Genomic DNA, 712 nt, shown 5'->3' on the forward strand with positions numbered 1-712 from the left:
GTGACGCCGACCGTTGAAATGCAGCACCTTCTATGGTCGTATCAGGAAGGCTATGCAAGCCAGTGGTCTGCTGCCGAGATCCGTAGCCTCACCGGGCATAGCGGTTGGTCCGAGCTTCTGACGAACGCGCGTCGCGAGTTCGGCAGAGTCTGTGACAACGTGGCGGCCGCACTAGACGGAACGCTTCAAGCGCCCAAAGCAGCGGTGCGCGCGGTGCCGTCGATCGTCATGAACGAGCCGTTCCCCAACGAGGACGACGACGCGTTCTACTCGAAGATGGCCGCGATGTCCGCGTCGATGAGCGTGTCGGAGGATCTGTCATGCGGCCTCTGAAACTGACACTGGAAGGCTTCGTTGGCGTGCGCGATGGCATGAAGCGCGAGAGCGTGACGCTCGATCTGGAAGCGTTGCCGGATGGCCTAATCGCCTTGACCGGCCCTAACGGGGCGGGCAAGACCACGATCATGGACAACTTACATCCGTATCCGATCATGCCGTCGCGTGCCTCGAAGCTGTCGGTCGACGCCTTTTCGTACTGGGATCACATCTGTGGCACCAGTGCGCTGAAGGAACTCGAGTGGGAGCACGACGGCATCCGCTATCGCTCGTCCTTCGCGTTCCGCAAGCCCGGCAAGACAGGCAAGGCGGAGTATTACCTTGCTTATCGCGGCGTCGACGGTACGTGGCGTCCGGTGTCGCTGCCTGACGGAAC

1 protein-coding gene and 1 pseudogene are annotated in these 712 nt (G+C 61.5%); both read left to right on the forward strand.

Going from position 1 to position 712, the window contains the following annotated elements:
* A pseudogene (locus AWB81_RS43845) lies at positions 1-333 on the forward strand (hypothetical protein); the annotation flags it as partial.
* The coding region (locus AWB81_RS43850) for an AAA family ATPase (protein WP_159939050.1) at positions 321-712 on the forward strand (392 nt) is incomplete at its 3' end. The pseudogene AWB81_RS43845 and the gene AWB81_RS43850, both read left to right, overlap by 13 nt.

The sequence above is a fragment of the Caballeronia arationis genome (genome assembly GCF_001544975.2).
Classification (GTDB): domain Bacteria; phylum Pseudomonadota; class Gammaproteobacteria; order Burkholderiales; family Burkholderiaceae; genus Caballeronia; species Caballeronia arationis.